15 protein-coding genes and 1 pseudogene are annotated in these 15,097 nt (G+C 65.6%); 10 read left to right on the top strand and 6 right to left on the bottom strand.

The window, feature by feature from the left end; all coding sequences use genetic code 11:
- Positions 1 to 28: 28 nt before the first annotated feature.
- Positions 29 to 370 (top strand): DUF5713 family protein, encoded by a 342-nt coding sequence (locus tag ACIQU4_RS39385; protein WP_403741785.1) that lies wholly within the window; start codon positions 29 to 31, stop codon positions 368 to 370.
- Between the two features lie 386 nt (positions 371 to 756).
- Here the strand turns inward: ACIQU4_RS39385 and ACIQU4_RS39380 are convergent.
- A protein-coding gene (locus ACIQU4_RS39380; protein WP_403741947.1) for an IS5 family transposase occupies positions 757 to 1,556 on the bottom strand; the annotation gives its coding sequence in 2 pieces (ribosomal slippage) (positions 757 to 1,217 and positions 1,217 to 1,556; 801 coding nt in all).
- A 59-nt stretch (positions 1,557 to 1,615) separates the two neighbouring features.
- Entirely contained in the window at positions 1,616 to 2,707 is a 1,092-nt protein-coding gene (locus tag ACIQU4_RS39375; protein ID WP_403741782.1) for a transglycosylase family protein, read from the bottom strand.
- A 762-nt stretch (positions 2,708 to 3,469) separates the two neighbouring features.
- Here ACIQU4_RS39375 and ACIQU4_RS39370 point away from each other — a divergent pair.
- The 8 genes from ACIQU4_RS39370 to ACIQU4_RS39335 all read left to right on the top strand — a co-directional run bounded on the left by ACIQU4_RS39370 (position 3,470) and on the right by ACIQU4_RS39335 (position 11,780).
- Positions 3,470 to 3,922 carry a hypothetical protein gene (locus ACIQU4_RS39370; RefSeq protein ID WP_403741779.1) on the top strand — a complete coding sequence of 151 codons (453 nt, stop codon included), beginning with the start codon at positions 3,470 to 3,472 and terminating at the stop codon, positions 3,920 to 3,922.
- Between the two features lie 331 nt (positions 3,923 to 4,253).
- Positions 4,254 to 4,955 carry a hypothetical protein gene (locus tag ACIQU4_RS39365; protein WP_403741776.1) on the top strand — a complete coding sequence of 234 codons (702 nt, stop codon included), beginning with the start codon at positions 4,254 to 4,256 and terminating at the stop codon, positions 4,953 to 4,955.
- Between the two features lie 12 nt (positions 4,956 to 4,967).
- The gene (locus ACIQU4_RS39360) at positions 4,968 to 6,305 is read left to right on the top strand and encodes a peptidoglycan-binding protein (RefSeq protein WP_403741773.1); all 1,338 of its coding nucleotides are present in this window, start codon (positions 4,968 to 4,970) and stop codon (positions 6,303 to 6,305) included.
- On the top strand, positions 6,302 to 7,009 hold the full coding sequence (locus ACIQU4_RS39355; RefSeq protein ID WP_403741770.1) for an ABC transporter ATP-binding protein: 708 nt from the start codon (positions 6,302 to 6,304) through the stop codon (positions 7,007 to 7,009). Before ACIQU4_RS39360 ends, ACIQU4_RS39355 begins: the two co-directional genes overlap by 4 nt.
- A complete protein-coding gene (locus tag ACIQU4_RS39350; RefSeq protein WP_403741767.1) occupies positions 7,006 to 8,274 on the top strand; it encodes an ABC transporter permease in 1,269 nt (422 codons plus the stop codon). The genes ACIQU4_RS39355 and ACIQU4_RS39350 overlap by 4 nt, the downstream gene beginning before the upstream one ends.
- A gap of 75 nt (positions 8,275 to 8,349) precedes the next feature.
- Positions 8,350 to 10,686 (top strand): glycoside hydrolase domain-containing protein, encoded by a 2,337-nt coding sequence (locus tag ACIQU4_RS39345; protein ID WP_403741764.1) that lies wholly within the window; start codon positions 8,350 to 8,352, stop codon positions 10,684 to 10,686.
- Between the two features lie 39 nt (positions 10,687 to 10,725).
- The gene (locus ACIQU4_RS39340) at positions 10,726 to 11,106 is read left to right on the top strand and encodes a hypothetical protein (protein ID WP_403741760.1); all 381 of its coding nucleotides are present in this window, start codon (positions 10,726 to 10,728) and stop codon (positions 11,104 to 11,106) included.
- Complete coding sequence (locus ACIQU4_RS39335; RefSeq protein WP_403741758.1) at positions 11,103 to 11,780, top strand: hypothetical protein; 678 nt, start codon at positions 11,103 to 11,105, stop codon at positions 11,778 to 11,780. The genes ACIQU4_RS39340 and ACIQU4_RS39335 overlap by 4 nt, the downstream gene beginning before the upstream one ends.
- Before the next feature lie 312 nt (positions 11,781 to 12,092).
- Here ACIQU4_RS39335 and ACIQU4_RS39330 read toward each other — a convergent pair whose 3' ends face one another.
- The 4 genes from ACIQU4_RS39330 to ACIQU4_RS39315 form a co-directional block, all read right to left on the bottom strand.
- Positions 12,093 to 12,860, bottom strand: a complete 768-nt coding sequence (locus ACIQU4_RS39330; protein WP_403741756.1) for a hypothetical protein — start codon at positions 12,858 to 12,860, stop codon at positions 12,093 to 12,095.
- Positions 12,861 to 12,949: 89 nt separating this feature from the next.
- Positions 12,950 to 13,369 carry a transposase gene (locus tag ACIQU4_RS39325; RefSeq protein WP_403741945.1) on the bottom strand — a complete coding sequence of 140 codons (420 nt, stop codon included), beginning with the start codon at positions 13,367 to 13,369 and terminating at the stop codon, positions 12,950 to 12,952.
- Positions 13,370 to 13,386: 17 nt separating this feature from the next.
- Positions 13,387 to 13,596: a hypothetical protein gene (locus tag ACIQU4_RS39320; RefSeq protein WP_403741753.1), complete on the bottom strand. Its 210-nt coding sequence runs from the start codon at positions 13,594 to 13,596 to the stop codon at positions 13,387 to 13,389.
- 52 nt (positions 13,597 to 13,648) lie between these two features.
- The gene (locus ACIQU4_RS39315; protein ID WP_403741751.1) at positions 13,649 to 14,245 is read right to left on the bottom strand and encodes a hypothetical protein; all 597 of its coding nucleotides are present in this window, start codon (positions 14,243 to 14,245) and stop codon (positions 13,649 to 13,651) included.
- A 436-nt stretch (positions 14,246 to 14,681) separates the two neighbouring features.
- Here ACIQU4_RS39315 and ACIQU4_RS39310 point away from each other — a divergent pair.
- Positions 14,682 to 14,855 (top strand): annotated as a pseudogene (locus ACIQU4_RS39310) (SAM-dependent methyltransferase); the annotation flags it as partial.
- Positions 14,856 to 15,097: the final 242 nt, after the last annotated feature.

Here is a 15,097-nt window from a genome sequence, read left to right as displayed (position 1 = left end):
CAGCTCTACGTGGGAGTAGGAAAGCGCTATGCCGATCACAAACCAGCAGGTAGCGGGACACGCCTTCCTGTGGCAGATGTACGACGACTCGTACTTCCCTGATCGCGTAGTCGACCAGGGGAAGGCGGTCCTGCTGCGGCTGTGCGAACGAATTGAGGCCGAGCGGCCGTCGGATCTGGCGACCTTGTACGAGCTCACTCAGGCTACGACGGAGGAGTTCAACCTGCTGGACAGGGAGTTCGTGGCGGCCGGGAGCGGGATCGAGACGGTTGCGCGTGAGTGGATCTGTGACGAGTTTTGTTTCGTCGCGTCGGCGTACGGGTTCACCGGCGCGGATGCGGAGGAGCTGACCGCCGGCCGGGACTGGTGACCGAAGACGGGAAGGCCGCTTCCGGTCAATGCCATTCGTCAAGGACTGCGACCAGGCCGGTCGCCTCGTAGCGCGAGCCAGGGCGGCGTACGGAGGCCGGACCCGAGCAAACTGGGACGTCGCCTTCGGCAGGGCGTGTCAGGGGCGCCCGCCTCGCGGGTTTCGATGGTCAGCGACTCGCAGACCACGCCCAGAAACGCTGTGGCCTGCCGATCCCACCGATGAACTCGCAAGCTGACCTGTTGTGGCGGTGCGCCATAGATGGCTCCGACGGCCAACTTTGGTGCTCAGAATCCGTTCGCGTAGATGCTAAGGGTGCCGGTGCTAGAGGGTCCGCCCCCGCGGCCGCTGTGCGGTGAGGCCCTCGGCCGGCCTTAGACGTCATCTCATTTGGCCAGTCTTCGGTAGCAGATGAGGGTGCAGGCGATGCTGGTGAAGGCAAGGAAATGCTCGGCTTTGTGTTCGTAGCGGCGGTGGAGGCGGCGGCAGCCGGCGAGCCAGGCCATAGTGCGTTCGATGGTCCAGCGGTGGCGGCCCAGTCGCTGCGAGGACTCGATGCCCCTGCGGGCGATGCGGTGCTTGATACCGCGTCCGCGTAACCATCTCCGCAGGTGGGCGTAGTCATAGCCCTTGTCCGCGTGGAGCTTGCCGGGCTTGCGCCGTCGGCGTCCGCGGCGCGAGCGGATGGGCGGTATGCCGCGGACCAGGGGCTCGAGGGCCTGGCTGTCGTGCAGGTTCGCACCCGAGATTCCGACGGACAGGGGCAGACCGGTCCGCTCCGTGATCAAGTGGATCTTCGACCCGAACTTGCCCCTGTCGACAGGATTCGGACCCGTCAGATCCCCCTTTTCAGGGCCCGCATGTTCACCGAGTCGATTGCACAGCGGGACCAGTCCAACTCACCGCGAGCGCCGAGCTCGTCGAGGACCAGACGGTGGAGCTTGGCCCACACCCGGGCCTTGCTCCACTCGGAAAAACGCCGATGAGCTGTCGCCCCCGACGGCCCGAACGACGCCGCCGGCAACTGCTGCCAGGTACAGCCCGACGTGGCCACGAACACGATCGCGGCGAGCACTTCCCGGTCACCGTGCCGGCGCCGGCCACCCCCCTGCGGCCGCGACGGCGCCTCCGGCACCACCCGCTGGAACAGTACCCACAACTCATCCGGCACCAGCCGCTCAACAATCCCCACCACGACCAACAGCCTACCCAATACTCCAAATGAGATGACATCTAAAACACGGCCTAGGCGAGGTCGCTCCGGAACCAGTTCCAGGAGCTGGTGCTCTCCCACTTCTTGACCGGGTTGTTGAAGCCGCTCCCGGTGCTGGTGAGAGTCCACAGCGCGGTGATGTTGGTGCCGTCTGCGTCCTGCCCGTTGTTGTAGAGCACGCCCACGTCGGCCTTGCCGTCGCAGTTGAAGTTGCCCGTCGTGACCTTCGAGCGGTCCCAGTTCCATGAACCGACCCCGCCGCTCACGTTGTCCCACACCTTCACCGGAGCGTTGAACCCGCTGCCCGTGCTGGTGAACGTCCACAGCCCCGAGTGGTTGGCGCCGCCGTCCTCCTGGCCGTAGTCGTACAGCACCCCGGTGTCCGCCTTGCCGTCGCCGTTGAAGTCGCCCGAGGCCTGGGTGGCCGTGGACCGGTTGGCGGTGAAGAAGGAGACCCCGGCCGAAGCGGGGCCGGGCTGGCCGGCGTCGTTCACGGCCTTGACCGTGAGCGTGTGCGGGCCGTCGGACAGGGCCGAGGTGTCGAAGAGCACCCTGTACGAGGGGCCGGTACCGGTGTCCGTGCCGACCGCCGTGCCGTCCACGTAGAAGGTGGCGCCGGTCGGAGTGCCGACCGCGTCCGTCGCCGAGGCGGTGAGCGAGACCGGGCCGGTCAGTACGGTGCCCGCGCCCGGGCCGGTGACCTTGGACACCGGCGGGACCGGGTCGGGGTAGGGGTCGGCGTGGTCCGCTCCGAGCCCGGAGGACGGCCCGCACAGCGGCCAGGCCCGCTCGCCCTGCCCCTTGAGGACCTTCTCGCCGATCAGGATCTGCTGCTGCTTCGTGGCGCGGTCCGCCCGCGAGGCGTAGGCGAGGCCCCCGTACGCCTGCCAGGTGGACTGGGAGAACTGGAGGCCGCCGAACCTGCCGGCTGTAGCCCTGTACGAGCGGCTGGGGTTCTCGCGCGTGGGGACCTCGGAGCCGGCGCCCGGCCCGTGGATGGCCGATTTCCGGCTGAAGCGATCCGGCTGAGCGAGAAGGCGATTCGCCCCAACAGCCGGTGCGGGACCTGCCGCGGTCGGCCGCCCTGTATCGACCACCGACGCCCAGGGCGCCACGGTGTTCACCAGCTACGACGTCCTGGGCGGGCCCACTCTGCGCAACCCGGCCACCGGCCGTCTGTTGCGCACCTGGCTGGACAAGCAGGATTCGGTCACTCGCGGAGCCTGCGAGCACGACCCACGCATCGGCACGCCGGTGTGCGGAACTCGACTGCCCGGCACGCCCCTGCCCCACCCGCCGCAACTCCAAGCGGTGAGTAGTGAGTGGAGCGGCGACTCACCGGTGCGTGGGGCTGGTGAATGAGCTCGGTGCGACCGGAGGTGCGAGCAAGACTGCGACGAGGCACTGCAACAGCGTGCTGCCTCGCGGTCTGCTGCCGGCGTCCGGAGCTCACATAAAGTGCTCCGCGGCCACCAATCGGAGCCGAAGCTCTTTGAGTAGTAGTTTTAGTCAACTGCTCTGAAATGTAGGGCGGTTGAGAGGAATGGATCGGCGCAATGGGTCCCAGTACCCCTCAACATGCTTCCGTTGTGCAATCGTGACTATCCCTTGGTGGTCAAATGTCCAAAATTGTCGGATCTTAATAATGTTTAAATGATCAAGTCGCCGAGGAGGGCTTGACCGCACCTTCGACAACAAGGCGACTCACTAAGACTGCGCATCCAAGGGGTTGGCCGCGTCTGGGTGCATGGGGGTGCGTATGCCCTGCTGCCTGCGCGGCATCGGGTACGCCTGTCTGGTGCCGTTTGGGCTCCAGTGCCGACTCTCTCCTTGCTTGCCCGGGCCCCTTGCTGCCTCGTGGGTGCGGCCGGTAAAAGGAATTGATTATGAGTTTCGCAAAATCTCGTTTCGTGATGGCCGCGATTGTCGCCACTGCAGCAACGCTGCTGATTGCACCTTCCGCTCATGCAGGCTCTGCAGAGGATGAGGCGAACTACTGGGGGAAGGATGTGTGTGTGGACCCGGGATACGGGGCGTTCAAGTTCACGCTGTTCTATAACTCCAACTTCATGGGTGCCCACCGGAACATGGGCTACAACGTCTGGGATTTCGGCGGTCCGCGGCCTTTGACCTATTGCCTGGACGGCGCGAGTGCGCCTGCCCCGGGTTACGGGCAGAACCTTAAGAACAATGCTGCTTCCGCGAAGAACTTCCATGCCACCTTTGTGGCTGATGTTTACTACAACAGCGGCTTCAAGGGTGCGGTCGACGATGTCTCCTGGGGGCGCAACTTGAACTACACATACAACAACAATGCGTCGTTCGCCTGGCGAGGGTGACATGAGTTAATTCGCTTGAATTGCCAAGCGGATACTCGGCTGGCAAGTCCCCGCCGGGTTCAACGCCGGCGGGGGCCCAGCCTTCCCCCACCCAATTCCGTCGTCAGTTCACCCGAGCACGTCCCGTAGTCCCAGAATGGTAGACCGCATGCGTTTCTTGATTTCTTTCCCAGCCAGGTCGACGGGTACGTTTGTTTCTCTCGGCTTGGTGGTTATCACTGCAGCCGGCTGCTCTTCTACGTCCGGGTCGACTCCGTCTCTCCGATCCGCCCCCACGCGCGCCTTCAATGGAGCGGACCCTGCAACGTGGACGCTACCGATGGAGGCGTACTTGCCCTCGGAGGACGAGCGGCGACAGGTATCCCAGGCGAAGGCCATGCTCATCGGTGACTGCATGAAGGCTGCCGGGTATGGGCAGTGGCGTGCGGCGCCTGAACTGCCGAAGATGGGGCCGAAGACGCTGACTGACTGGCGTTACGGCATCCATGACGGGGAGTTGGCCAAGAAGCGCGGCTACAAGCCGGAGGAAGCTGAGCAGGCTGCCTACGACGCGGCGGTGAATGTGGGGGCGGTCGACGGAACCTCGGCCCTTGGCCCTGACGGGCAGGCGCTCCAGGTATGTCGGGGCGAAGCACGCACCAAGCTCAAGGGGGACGTGGTCGATTACTCGGATGAAGCGCAGAAGCTGGGTAACGAGGCATTTGTACGGTCGAAGGAGGATCCTACGGTCGTCGCCGCGTTCCAGGCGTGGTCTGCGTGCATGAAGGAGCAGGGATACGACTACAAGCAGCCGCTGGACGCCAGTGATGACCCGCGTTTCGGTAGTCGCAGTGTGTCACCTGAGGAGATCGCGGCGGCGACCTCTGACATAACCTGCCGCGACCGGACTCAGGTCGCGAAGATTTGGTGGGAAGCGGAGACCAAAATTCAGGCCGCTGCGCTGGAGAAGCACGCTGAGTCCCTGAACAAGTCCCGCAAAGACATGGATACCGCGGCGAAGGCTGCGGCCGATGTTCTCGCCGGCAAGAAGTAGGGGCGCCGGACGGTGAAAGACTCCACCGCCTTCGGCGAATCCACCACAGAATCTCGTACGCCGGGACGCAAACGCACTGCTGCGCAGCGCGGCGGGCTGGTGCGTCGCCGTCGGATCCTCATCGGCGTCGTCGGGGGGACGCTGGCACTCACCGGTGTTGGCGCAGCAGCGGCCGCCCTGCTCAAGTCACCGGCTCAGGTTGCTGCGGAGACCGCGCCTCCGACGCCTGATGTGCTGACGGCACCGGTGGAGAAGAGGGTGCTTTCGGCTTCGCTGGTCACACGCGGCAAAGTCGGCGCGTCTCAGCGGGTGGAGGTTTCCTCCGCCGGGCTGAGCGGACCGGACACCATCCGACCGGTGGTGACGAAGGTGAACGTGAAGCCGGGCGATGTCGTGAGGCCCGGCTCGGTTCTTGTCGAGGTTGCCGGCCGTCCCGTGCTGGCCTTGAGCGGTTCGCTGCCGGCCTACCGAAACTTGGTCAACAGCGCTGTCGGTCAGGACGTAGTACAGGTTCAGCAGGCACTGGCTGCGCTCGGCCATCACTGCGGGAGTGACGCGTCGGGCTATTTCGGGCCCGGTACCCAGGAGGCCGTCCGTGCCCTCTACAAAGCCGCCGGCTATCCGCCGCCGACTGGCGGGGGTGGGAAGGGCGACCCCTCGCCTAAGCCGGGCAGCGCGAAAACTGGAGAAACCCTCGACAAGCCCGCATCTCCTGGGGCGTCTGTAAGCGCGTCCGCAGGCGTGACGTTGCCGGCCTCTGAGGTGGCGTTCGTGTCCGACGGCCCTGTGCGGGTCGAGGCTGTCGATGCTGTAGTCGGCGGGACGGCAGCTGAGAAGCTTATGACCCTCAGCGCTGGAGCACTAGTCGTCGATGGCGCCTTGGAGGGCTACCAGAAGGACACGGTGCGGCCGGGTCAGAAGGTGGAAATATTCTCCGAGACCACGGGGGGACGGGCTGTCGGTACGGTGACGTCAGTGAACGCTGCGCCCGCTCCTACGGCGAAGGACGCCGCTGCCGGGGCAGCGCCCGCTTACGTGGTCAAGGTCAAGCCCGACACGGCGCTCCCAGCCGAGTTCGCTGGCCAGAACGTCCGACTGACCATCACCGCGGCAGCATCCAAGGGAGAGGTCCTGGTCGTTCCGGCATCGGCCATCTCCTCCGGAGCGGATGGACGAACCACTCTTACCGTCCTCTCAGGCAATGGCAACCAGACCCGAGTGGAGATCCGTTCCGGAATGGCCGGCGACGGGTATGTGGAGGTCACCCCCGCCGGAGGCGCTCTCGCGGCCGGTAACCGTGTGGTCATTGGTGTGGGCCGAACCACGGTCTCTCCGGGGGACAAGCCGTGATCCAGGCCGCGCCGATTCCTGTCATCGAGTTTCGCTCAGTGGGGCTCACCTACCCCGGACCGCCGCCGGTCCCCGCTTTGCTGCCGTGCGACCTGACCGTGCAACAGGGTGAGTACCTCACGATCGTAGGGCCGTCAGGATCGGGGAAATCGACCTTCCTCAACATAGCCGGGCTGTTGGACAGCCCCACCGGCGGCACCTATCTCCTCGACGGCATTGACACCACCGGCATCCGTGACAAGGACCGCACCGTCTTGCGCGGATCACGGATCGGATTCGTCTTCCAGGCATTCCACCTGCTCTCACACCGTAGCGCCCAAGAGAACGTCGAGATGGCCATGCTCTATCAGCGTATTCCTCGAGCCCAGAGGCGTGAGCGTGCCAAAGCCGCGCTCGTCCGCGTCGGTCTGCGCCACCGGCTCCAAGCCCTGCCCACCCGGCTGTCCGGTGGCGAACGCCAACGGGTCGCCATCGCGAGAGCGCTGGTCACCGAGCCGTCCCTGCTACTTTGCGACGAGCCCACCGGGAACCTCGACACCGCCACCGCAGAATCGGTTCTGGAGCTGCTCGACCAACTCCATGGCGACGGGGCAACCATCGTTGCCATCACGCACGACCCCCACGTTGCCGCTCGGGGCCAGCGCACCGTGTCGATCCGCGACGGGCGCCTGACCCATAGCAGCACCGCACGGATCGGCGTATGACTCGGCACAGAACTTCCGGTCCTGCGCTCAGGCGATCGACTCTGGGCCGCCGTTCGGGGATGACACCACGTGACCTGCTCGCCGAGGCTCTCGCCGGCGTGCTCCAGCGGCCCGCCCGCTCTGCCCTCACCGCACTCGGTACAGTCCTGGGCGTAGGCGCCTTCATTGCCGTCCTCGGACTCACCGGCACTGCCGCCTCACAGATCGACAGCCGCTTCAGCGAGCTGACAGCGACCGAGGTCACCGTCAAGGACACCGGCGGCCACGACGCCGGCCATGTCCCTCTGGCCTTCCCGCCAGACGCTGATGAGCGCATCACGGCACTGAACGGAGTCTCCGCCGCCGGCGTCTTCTGGAACGTGCGGCTGCGCGCCGACCAGGACATCACCACGTCGTTCCTCGGAACAAGCGGAACTGGCAGGAGCGCCGTACGCCCCCAGGTCATCGCCGCATCCCGGGGAGCCCTCCAGGCAGCGGGCCCTCACCTTGCCCAGGGAAGGACCTTCGACGCCTTTCATGAGCGCGCACATCAGCAGGTCGCGGTCATCGGCTCGGCGGTCGCCGCACGGTTGGGCATCACAGGTGTCCAGAACAATCCGGCGATCTTCATCGGCAGTACACCCTTCACCGTGATCGGCATCCTGGGAGACGTCGACCGCAAACCCGACCTCCTGATGTCCGTGACGGTCCCCCGCTCCACGGCCGAACACATCTGGGGCCCACCCGCGGACGACCGGGCGTCCATGCTCATTTCCACTCGGCTCGGCGCTGCGAGCCAAGTTGCCGGCGAGGCAGCCCTTGCCCTGCGCCCGGACCACCCCGAATACTTCAAGGCCCTGGCACCTCCCGATCCCAGAACTCTCAGGTCCGGCGTCGGCGGAGACCTCAGCTCCCTGTTCCTCCTCCTCGCTGCCGTATGCCTGGTCATAGGAGCGGTGGGAATCGCCAACACCACCCTTGTAGCCGTCATGGAACGGACGGGCGAGATCGGTCTGCGCCGAGCCCTGGGCGCCCGCGGCCGCCACATCACGTTGCAGTTCCTTGCGGAGTCCACTGCGTTGGGACTCATCGGCGGACTCATCGGCACATCCATCGGCACCGCAGCCGTGGTCGTCGTTTCCGCCGCCCGGCAGTGGACGCCGGTACTAGACCCCACGACCCTCGCCACCGCACCCGCTCTCGGCCTCGCCACCGGGCTGCTGGCGGGCCTCTACCCCGCCTGGAGAGCGTCCCGAATCCCACCGGCAGAGGCACTCCGCCGCTGAACAGACCATGCCGACCACGCCCGGACAGGGGTGGGCGCGGCTCGGATACAGCCCTCACATCAGACAAGGAATCACGTGGACCAGAAAGTTCTCGACGCGCAGAAGTGGGTCAACAAGACCTACGCCTCGAAGCCGGGCTACAATGCCTGCCCGGAAAACGGCCAAACCGGATGGAGCACGATGTTCGCGCTCACCCGGGCTCTTCAGATTGAACTCGGCATCGCCACCCCGTCGGACAGCTTCGGTCCGACCACGGAAGCCAAGTTCGCGGCTCTCGGAACTGTGGGCCCCGGCTACACGGGCAATCGAAACATCGTGCAACTTATTCAGCATGCCTTCTTCTGCAAGGGCTACTGGGGCGGTGAGGGCGGCGACTTCGGCATGGCCACCCAGAGTGCTGTGATGCAGATGAAGGACAATATGGGCCTGGACAAGGGCGGTCCGAATGTCGAGCCCAAGTTCATGAAAGCGTTGCTGACCCTCGACGCGTACGTCGTGGTCTCAGGCGGGACCGAGAAGGTTCGCGACATTCAGCGTTGGCTCAACGGGCGCTACTCCAACCGGTCCTCGTTCAGTATCGGCCCGGCTGACGGCATCTACTCGCGCGACGTGCAGAAGTCGTTGATGAAGGCAATCCAGTACGAATCCGGTGTCGCAGACGACGCCGCCTCGGGTAATTTCGGGCCGACCACCCAGGCCAGCCTCCAGGCACACCAGGTCGGCACCGGCAGCTCGGGCATCTTCGTACAGCTGTTCTCGGCCGCGTGTATATTCAACGGCCTCGCCGTCTCCTTCGCCTCGTCCTACAGCGACGATCTGAAGTCCAAGGTCTCCACGTTCCAGGAGTTCTCCGCACTGGAGAACACGGACGGCCGCGGTGACTACGACACCTGGTGCCAGCTTCTGGTGTCCATGGGCAACCCGGACCGCCGCGCCACCGCCTGCGACACCCGGTTCTCGATCACCCTGTCACGGGCCAAGGCCCTCAAGGCAGCGGGCTATGAGGTGGTGGGCCGATATCTGGACGAGGAAGTACTCGATCCCAAGTACGACCTGAACAAGGAGATCCAGCCAGGCGAGCTGGACCAGATATTCGATGGAGGGATGAGGTTCTTCCCCATCTCCCAGTACAACGCGCGCAAGCTGCCGGACTTCACCTACACCGAGGGATATCGTCACGCGTCCAAGGCGCACGACCGGGCCGAGCAGGTCTACAAGCTGAATCGGGGCACGGTCATCTACTTCGCTGTCGACTACGATGCCACCGACCCAGAGATCACTTCAAACATCATTCCGTATTTCAATGGGATCCAGGCGGCTCTGAGCTCGAAGGGAAAGAGGTACCTTGCCGGGGTCTACGGCTCCCGCAATGTGTGCCAGCGCGTCAGTGATGAGGCGTACGCGCTGCATTCGTTTGTGTCCGGCATGTCCTGGGGCTTCTCCGGGAACCTCGGATTCTCCATGCCGAACAATTGGTCATTTACCCAGATCAAGGAATTCAAGTTCACCTCGGGTGGGGACACCTTTGACCTCGACCGGAACGTGATGCGGGGCACGGATCGTGGCCTGGGGAAGGAGAACGTCGGACTGCAGGACTCTCCTGTCGACCTGATGCTGAAGTACATCGACGACTTGTACACGGCAGCCGTCTCCTTCGGCAAGGGCAACCCCAACGAGCTGGTCTGCGAATACTTGCGCCACCCGAAGTACGACGGCCTGTCGTCGGGTTGGCAGACGCTGCTGTACAACGCGGATCCGGCATGGCTTTCGTACGCCGACCAAAAAGTGGGTCGGCGAACGTCAAGCTTCACCGACCCGTCGTATGGCGTTTCTCTCAACCTCGACCACCTCGGGGCCGCAGCCAACGCCGTTATCACCAAGGGCTCCAACTCGAGCACGAAGGCCAACCGCGGTGACTTCGCAGGCTGGGGCGGGGACCTGTGCACGTTCTACGTGGACTGGCGGCTGAACGCGGACTCCTACGCCTCCGGCTACCTGTTCTGCCAGGACCGGTTGGCGAAGATCACGGTTCCGTCCTCGTTCGGCTTCGGCGACCTCGTCGAGGACGCCGACGGCTACCTGATCGGCACTGCGGCCGGGATCAACAGCAGGCCCATCAACCAGGTGTTCCGGGCTCACTACGCACCTGGCGGGAAGACCGGCCACCTGCGCCGTTTCGCGGACTTCTACGCGCAGCGGTTCGGCAACAGCATGGACAAGGTGAAGGCCGCGGCCAACGACATGCTGGAAGGCGAACACGAGTCGGTCGTCGATAGCCTCCGCACCGCCGTATTCATCAAGTTCGGCAAGGGCATCCTGACGCCACTTGCCCTGCCGGACGACAAGCTGGCGCCGTTCGTGTCAGGTTTTGCTGATACTTTCCAAAAGATCCTGGGTCAGGAAAATGCTTAGGCGCGGGCGCGCTGACCGACCTCCGCAGAAGAGGAGTACGTGGACGTGATCCAGATGGTTTGGAATGAGGTTCGGGGCAAGCTCTGGTCCCGCGCAGTCTGGTGGCTGCTGCTGTCCATCGTGACCGCCGTGCTCACGGCCGCGGCGTATGCGGCCGGAGCCTTCGCCGGGTGGGGAGGCATGGATATCGGAGAGACCTGCGGCGATTTCTACGACGACGCTTTCAGGGCAAAACACCTCGACGACCCGCTGTTCCCGCTGCACAACTGGTGCAACGCCGATCAGGACCTCGTCCCCTCCTGGGTCAACCCGACCGTCGCGGGTCTCGCCGTGCTGTGTGCGGTCTGCCTGGTCATGACCATGGTGCTGGGCGTGGCCCGCGTCATCCGCAAGAAGAAACAGAGGGAACTGAAGGTATGAGCAAGTCCATAGGCAGGCTGTCGCGCCGCCGGTTCGTCGGGGTTGCCGCGGGCGCCGCCGGCGCTGCGGTGTGGGGGATGGTCTCCGCCGAGAACGCTGCGGCCGTGCAAAACCCACAGACCGCGGGCGGGATCTCCGCCTGGCGGGGCGGCAAGTCCGCCAACGGATGGCCCATTGTCGGTAGCGTGCCCACACAGCTGATCGAGGGCAGTGAGGTGTCCGTGCCGGTCCTGGACGGCGATGTCGCCACGATCCTGCTGCACGTGGCGCGCCGCTTCCATTATGAGATCGACACCTTGCGCGGTGGTGAAGTCGTCGGCCACACCACGTCCCGGACCGTAGCCGCCGAGTACGAGTCGAACCACCTGTCCGGCACTGCCATCGCCATCCGGCCGTCGTCCTACCCTGTCGGTGTGCGGGGCGGGCTCTACCCGCACGAACTGGTGGTGGTCCGGGACGTCTTGGCGGAGTTGAACGGGACTGTCGCATGGGGCGGCGACAAGAAGACACCAAAGGAGTCGCATTTCCACATCGCGCTCCAACCCGGTCACCCGAAGATCAAGGGAGTGGCCCGGAAGATCCAGGGATGGAACGACACCCCGGGCCAGGGCGCCGGCGCGGTTGACGCATTCGAACCGTCCCGGCGCCGGGCGGCGGCGGCTTTTACAAGCTGACCACACTGTTGTTACTGACAGGACCGGGCTGAGGCCGTCGGCGGCATGGTCCGTCGACGGCCTCGGTACCCAGGGCACCGTTACCCGGGCCGGATTCGGAGGGGTCGATGCCTTGGACGAGCTGCTCATGGTCTTCCTGAGAACCCTCAGGCGGACCATGGTGCCCGTGATGATCGGTATCGGACGCTCGTGGTCGATCCACGCCGCCCGCCGGGTCAGCCGCGGGTGGTGCCGGTCCCATGCCTGCGCGGTCGCCGTCCCGTACCGCGTGGTGCTGGTCCGGGGTGCCGCGGTGCCCCCAGGCGACAAGCCCTACCGCTTCGACATCGCCTGGGACACCGATGGCGTCTCCGCTGTGACCCTTGGACACACGGGTGGTGTCGGCCGCGAGGTGACTCGGTGCTGCTGCGCCCGGTCGGCGACCATTGGGTCGGACCGCTGACGCCGCCAGGATCTGCTTCGTGGCCGTGAAGGCTGGGCCGTCTCGCGGTGAAGCCCTAGGGGCCAGTGCTTCACTTCCTCGCGGGCGTTACGGGCGCTGTTCTTCACTTTGGTGATCAGGTCCTGCCGGGTGGGCTCGTCCATGGTGCGGGCCTGTGCCCAGGTGCGGGCCATGTCAACGCCCTGGGCACGCAGGCGTTCCGCGCGCTGCTTTTCGGGGGTGTTCCTGAGTTCCTGGAGCCACGCGGCGGTGAGGGGACCGGCCGGCTCCGCCTGGTCTGCCTGTTCGGTGAGCAGACGGCCGAAGACCGTAGCGTGCCATTTCCGGGCCTCTTGGGCGTTCTGGCTTGTGGCTGCGTCGGCGATGCCGTCCAGGACGCCGAGAGCGCGGGCGTTCTTCGTCGGCTGCAACAGGTCTGCGCCGGTCGGCTCCGCAGGGACGGCCGCGAGCCGCCCAGCCGCGGTGCGGGTCTCTGCCATCCGCAGCAGGGCGTATGCCCGGGGGTCCACTGCCACCGCCCGCAGGGTTTTTGTGAGCACGCTGTTCCAGACCGACAGGTGGTAGGTGCCCTCGGCTTCCCAGGGCGGCTTGTTGTCGCCCGCCTTCACTATGTACTCGTTGTCGAAACCGGCGAGCACCTCATGTACGTCGGGGGCGTAGTCGGCCAGGCCGTTGCAGGGTGGGGGCGTCTCGCGCCTGTCAATCCCCTCTGATCGTGGAGTCCTTCCTATGCAGCCAGGCCCATTGTGAGGCCGGCCCTGTACTCACGTTCGTAGTCGATGGGTGACTTCCATCCGCAGACGCTGTGTAGCCGACGTGTGTTGTAGAAGTCGGTGATCCAGGTCGCGATCTTGATGCGGGCCTCGGTCCGGGTGCCGAAGGTGTGCCGGTGGACGTACTCGACCTTCAGGACGCTGTTGAACGCCTCGCTTACGGCGTTGTCGAAGCACGACCCGACGCGGCCCATCGACTGGAAGACGCCCAGCTTGCGGCAGGCCTGGTTTAACTTCCGTGAGGTGTATTCGCTGCCGCGGTCGCTGTGGAAGATCACGCCGCGGACGTCCCCGCCCCGGGTAGCCGCGGCCATGTTCAGCGCCGCCACGACCAGGTCCGCGTCGTGACGGGCGCCCATGGCATAGCCGAGCAGGCGACGGGAGTGCAGGTCTATGACCGTGGCCAGGTAGAGCTTGCCCTCGCCGGTGACATCTCGGTCATGTCGCCGACCCAGACCAGGTCGGGTTCCTCGGTGGTGAAGTCACGCTTCACGAAGTCTGGCGCGGCCGGCCGCTTGCCGGGCCGGGTCAGCCCCCGGCGGCGTCGGACCTTGCGGCCGGCCAGCCCGAGCTCGGCCATGATCTTCGCGACGGTGTTCACCGAGACCCGCCAGCCGGGGATCAAGCCCAGGGCCTCGGTCCGAGGCTGTCACTCAACCGATGATGAGGGCGGGTAGACGCTGGTTCTCCACCTCATCGCGAGGGAGGAGGAGACCGAATCGGGTCTCTATGAGCGCCAGTGTGTGGCGGTCACGGTCACGGTAGGGCTCGCCTTCCGGTCGTGCGTACGTGCCGTCTGGGTGGAGCACACCAGCCGCAATCAGCTCCGGCAGTAGAAGGTCCGGCTGGTCGCCCCATCGCCATACTTCTTCGCCGATTCCGAAACTGCAGAGGTCCGCACCGTTTCTCGCGTAGGAGAACATCGCCGGAGGATGGTCGGGGGAAGGGTCCAGGTGGATCGCCTCCACTCCGTCTCGCGAGATCTCGGCCAGCCTCCCACCTCCGTCTCCCAGCCCGTACTCGACAGCGAAGGACCAACCGCCGCAGGCACCGACCCGCACAACGTCATCGTCGTTCGTCGCCAGGTCCAGGACCCTGTTCCAGGCCTCCGCGTCCGTGAGCGGTGACAGCACAGATTCCGGCACGCCACCCATCCGCACTCCCAGCACCTCCGGCTCGATGCCGCGCGCGAAGACCACGCCGTGATGCCAGTCGTCCTGATCCACAAGCCACTGAATGCCGCCACCCATGACACGCCTCCCTCACAGGCACAGGTTGTCCCGCCATCCGTGCCCACCGAAGCAATCCCCCTAGCCAGGGGGACTGACAAGCCCTGCGAATCTGCGGTTCGTTGTCATTGGGGAGTTGTCCGTTGTCATTGGCCGGGGAGTGTTGTTGTGTTGGTGACGGGCTCGGCATGGTTGGGCTGGTGACAGGTCGCTGCGGTTTTGGTGGTGACGGGTGGTGACGTTCTTGCTGGACAGGATGTTGCAGATTCTCAGCGAGTGCTGCGCAGCTTCAGCGATCCTCGACACTTGCCCCTGATGGACGTCAGCCCGGTTTGGTGTTCCAGAGTGTATCTGCTGAGCATTTTGAATCAGTGGTGGACTGCGCTCCCGACCGGCGTGGTCGGCACGGGGCCGGAGAGCGGCTGCGAACGTGCCGGATGTTAGTTTCCTTCGCGCGGTGGAGCACGAGGACGAGACCAGGGCGGCCTACGACGACATCGTCGAGCTCTATGCGTCGATGTTCGCCGACCGGCTGGAGACGCGGCCGTTCGCGCGGGCCATGATCGGGACCTTCGCCGAGCTGGTGCGCGCGGCGGGAAACCTGCGGACGGCCGACGTCGGGTGCGGGCCCCGCCCAACGGGCCGGAGGCCCGGACCCCGTGAAACGGGGTCACTTCCCGCGCGCAGCACGGGAACACCAAGGCCCGCGAAGCGGGCCCGTTCGGGTGGAGCGCAGCGGAACCCGAACAGTCCGAAGCGCAGCGCAGGACCCCGGCCGAAGGCCGGCCTTGAGTCCGCGAAGCGGACTCCCGCCGAGCGAAGCTCGGCGGTCCGTTGGCACAGCGCGCAGCGCTGTGGGACCCGCTCCGCGGG

This window comes from Streptomyces sp. NPDC090741, from assembly GCF_044769045.1.
Lineage (GTDB): Bacteria > Actinomycetota > Actinomycetes > Streptomycetales > Streptomycetaceae > Streptomyces.
This window is presented reverse-complemented; position numbering and strand designations above follow the sequence as displayed.